Raw genomic sequence first — 3745 nt, 5'->3', positions numbered from 1 at the left:
TGTTTGTTCCTTCAATTGCTGAATACAAACGTCTTAATATTTATTCAAAACTTGGTACAATAACACAAATAAAGGGTATCCACCGACATTTTGAGTAATCCTCTAGAGCTTCACTAATAAAGTTCATTTCATCATCAGTAACGAATGGACACTCTTGAATAAGTTTTTTTATTTCCTCTATAGAGTAATCTTTAGAATTTTCTAATGCCTCTAAAGAGGGTAAAATATTCGTGCTTCTGTGCATAATATAAGCCAACTCCTTAGCTTTCATTAAACTGTTATTTCCATTCGCTCCATTGGCATTTCATTATCCAACACAAGCATTCAAGAAGAGGAGCAAATGAGCTTATTTGAGGACATCGATCAGCGTGAAAGAGCCTATACTCTTGCAAAAACAATTGATGAAATTCGGCTTCTGTATGGAAAGAATAGTGTACTACGTGCGTCTAGTCACCTTCCTTATTCAACAGCTCGTTATCGAAACGGCGTTGTAAGAAGTCATAAAGCCTAACGGAGAAGATTTTATGAGAAGTATTAAAAAAACGTTAGAAATCATCCCCTTCACTTCCTGAATAAGGAAATGAGGGGGATGCCTTATAATAAGCTTTCACATTATTAATTATGACCAACTATTGAGTGTGGTACATAGGGCTCTTCAAGAAACGCAATTTCTTCAGGTGTTAGCTTAATCGATAAAGCACCTACAGCATCTTCAAGATGTGATATTTTCGTAGCACCAATTATAGGAGCTGCTACTAGTTCTTTTTGTAGTAACCAGGCAAGTGCGATGTGTGTACGGGGAATACCCTGTTTTTCTGCGATGGATGCTACTCGTTCCACAACCAATCGATCTGCATCCGCAGTTGCATCGTATTTAGATTTTTGAATTTGATCTGTCTCGGAACGATTTGTTGTTACTGACCAGTCACGTGTTAATCTCCCTGATGCAAGAGGGCTATATGGAGTGACACCAATTTTCTCTTCCTTACAAAGAGGTAACATTTCTCGTTCCTCTTCACGGTATATTAGATTTAAATGATTTTGCATGGACACAAACTTAGTCCAACCATTTTTTTCAGYCACATGTAATGCCTTTTGGAACTRCCAAGCGTACATGGCAGAAGCGCCAATATATCTTGCTTTTCCAGTCTTCACCACGTCATGTAATGCTTCCATCGTTTCTTCAATAGGGGTATTGTAATCCCAGCGATGGATAATATAAAGATCTACATAATCAGTTTCCAACCTCTTAAGACTCTTATCGATTTCACTTATAATTGCTTTTCGGGAAAGACCAGATCCGTTTGGACCTCCATGCATTTGTCCGTGTACTTTAGTTGCTATTACAACTTCATCGCGATTAGCATAATCCTTAAGAGCTCGTCCAAGATATTCCTCGCTTGTCCCTAGTGAGTATACATTTGCTGTATCAAAAAAATTAATCCCTAAGTCGAGGGATTTTTTTATAACGGAGCGAGAGTCCTCTTCATTAAGCACCCATTGATGAAGCCATTTGTTAGCATCCCCAAAACCCATACATCCAAGACAAATCCTAGATACATCTAATCCTGTATTACCAAGTTTTACATACTCCATTTAACTGCTCCCTCTCTCTTAGTTATTTGTCACATTTATCGTGACTTATTTAAAGTTAATTATGTCATAAATAATAAAGAAACCCTTAGCACATTACTATCAAGTTTTTGCCTAATCCTCTCAAATCCTCTTACTCATTTAATGAATATCCGGTATAATGAACCAAAAATGAAGAAAAGGAGAATAAGTGATGTTCAAGAAATCCTACAAACAGCAAGATCAACTTGCTAAACTCATTGAACGCCTTTCAAAGCAGGACGGTGTTCACCCTACTACTATTCCATCTTTATTTCTCATCCGCGAATCCATTATTACTGAACCCATTTCCAGAGTAAACGCCCCCTCTTTTTGCATGATCCTACAAGGAGAGAAAGAGGTATTATTGGGAGAGGAACGCTTTTTATACGGTCCTGGTCATTATATTGTGGCATCAGTGGATTTGCCAGTTACAGGTCAAGTCATCAAAGCCTCAGCCGAGTCCCCATATTTAGCCTTCAAACTTGAATTTACTTCTAGTCAGGTTTTAGAGGTTTTAAATAGCACAGATATTAAAATTGGCCAAGGAAAGAATGCAAAACGAGCTATGTATGTTAGTAAAATAGAACCATCTTTGCTGGACGCAGTAGTAAGGTTAGCATCTTTGCTAGATAATCCAAAACATATCCCTGTTCTTGCTCCATTATTAAAAAAAGAAATTCTTTATTGGATTTTGTAAGGTCCACATGGCGAAGCGCTTGAACAAATGGCATTAGAAGGTAGCAATGCCTCTAGAATAAGAGAGGTTATAGATCATATCATCAATAATTATGAAGAGTCTTTTCGTATTGAAGAGCTTGCTGAAATAGCAAATATGAGTGTTTCATCACTACATCGACATTTTAAAAGTGTAACGGCAATGAGTCCCATTCAGTTTCAAAAACGACTGAGATTGCAGGAAGCAAGGCGCTTGCTATTAGCTGAGTCAATAGATGTAGCTGATGTCGCATTCAGGGTCGGATACGAAAGTCAATCGCAATTTAGTCGAGAATATTCCCGAATGTTTGGCTTTCCACCTAGAGTAGATATAAAGCGAATGAGAGAACACTACGTTTAAATAAAGAGAGACTGTAGGTTGTAAAAGGTGGTACTTAAATTAAAGGGTGCTTTAGTTCGATAAAAAATAGTATTTTTAAGATTTTCAACAATCTGGATTTTTAATGGAAGAAAGCTTAAAAAAATAATTATCCATGTACACATAGCTAAAGGAGTAAAAACCATTAAAACAAAAGGTTTTTTTAGTGAATCTTGATAAAATGAAAAAATGGCGTCCATTCGCCASTATGCCAGAGTAATACAGAGGGTTAAAAGAAATGATAAATAAGCAAGTAGAAGTAGCTCAACCTGTTTTAACAGAAGAGCAAATAGAACAAATCAATTTCACCTTTATTGAAGCCTTACATACAAATAAATAAGTATACTGTACATATTATATATAACAAAAACGAGATGCAAACGATTATGCATCCCGTCATGTGAAGAAGGAAAAATCAGCGTTTAATGCAGCATATGATCTTTAAGGAACACCTCATTTACGTAATTCCATTGCCTAATGAAACAGTAACTTGAAAAAGTATATTCTCTTTAACAAACACCTCATTTAAGCATTGAACTAAAAAATATACAATGTGAACGAAATCGTTCTTGGTCTGGGACAAACACCTCATTTGYATAGTKATAAATGAAYRTTATTGTCTACCCATTATATATATTCTTACTACGYTCATGACTACCATCCCCTTATGAATCAAACATACATCGATTTACAATAAGGTTTTCTGAAATATGCCTGCTGTAGACACCTCATCCCAAATGTAAGAAGCTTTGTAATGATTAGTTGTAATCAATAACTTGTTTTCCTTCTTCCTTAAATAGAATATCCCAATAGCCTATTTATAATTCAGTAAAGCTAACAGGGGTTTTTTGGATTACATGCACCCTTTATTTATAACAAAGATTAAATAAAGAAGCTTTATTATGAATAGCTATAATAAATAGAGATATGTATGTACTTATTCATTTTATTTGATGTGTTGGAGCATCAAATAGCTATGCCACTTATGCGATATCATAAATTTTTGATAGGGGAAAGGTGAGTAGATAGAATTTGTTG

The 3745-nt window shown here is 35.6% G+C and carries 3 protein-coding genes and 1 pseudogene; 2 read left to right on the top strand and 2 right to left on the bottom strand.

Annotation, left to right across the window (positions count from 1 at the left end; all coding sequences use genetic code 11):
* Positions 1 to 40: 40 nt before the first annotated feature.
* Positions 41 to 271, bottom strand: a complete 231-nt coding sequence (locus AC1DRF_RS19320; RefSeq protein WP_427076994.1) for a hypothetical protein — start codon at positions 269 to 271, stop codon at positions 41 to 43.
* Positions 272 to 340: 69 nt separating this feature from the next.
* Here AC1DRF_RS19320 and AC1DRF_RS19315 point away from each other — a divergent pair, with 69 nt between their 5' ends.
* Positions 341 to 511 carry a hypothetical protein gene (locus AC1DRF_RS19315; RefSeq protein ID WP_427076995.1) on the top strand — a complete coding sequence of 57 codons (171 nt, stop codon included), beginning with the start codon at positions 341 to 343 and terminating at the stop codon, positions 509 to 511.
* 104 nt (positions 512 to 615) lie between these two features.
* Here the strand turns inward: AC1DRF_RS19315 and AC1DRF_RS19310 are convergent, their stop codons facing one another.
* Complete coding sequence (locus AC1DRF_RS19310) at positions 616 to 1596, bottom strand: aldo/keto reductase (RefSeq protein WP_477741424.1); 981 nt, start codon at positions 1594 to 1596, stop codon at positions 616 to 618.
* A 190-nt stretch (positions 1597 to 1786) separates the two neighbouring features.
* Here AC1DRF_RS19310 and AC1DRF_RS19305 point away from each other — a divergent pair.
* Positions 1787 to 2689 (top strand): annotated as a pseudogene (locus AC1DRF_RS19305) (AraC family transcriptional regulator).
* Positions 2690 to 3745: the final 1056 nt, after the last annotated feature.

The organism is Priestia sp. P5_B4 (genome assembly GCF_056400385.1).
Note: the sequence above shows the minus strand (reverse complement) of the source record. Positions and strands in the feature narration are given on the sequence as shown.

What these genes read in the sequence shown, in the direction of transcription:
- AC1DRF_RS19320 (WP_427076994.1), bottom strand. Translation starts at nt 271, where the DNA reads ATGAAAGCTAAGGAGTTGGCTTATATTATGCACAGAAGCACGAATATT.
- AC1DRF_RS19315 (WP_427076995.1), top strand. Translation starts at nt 341, where the DNA reads ATGAGCTTATTTGAGGACATCGATCAGCGTGAAAGAGCCTATACTCTT.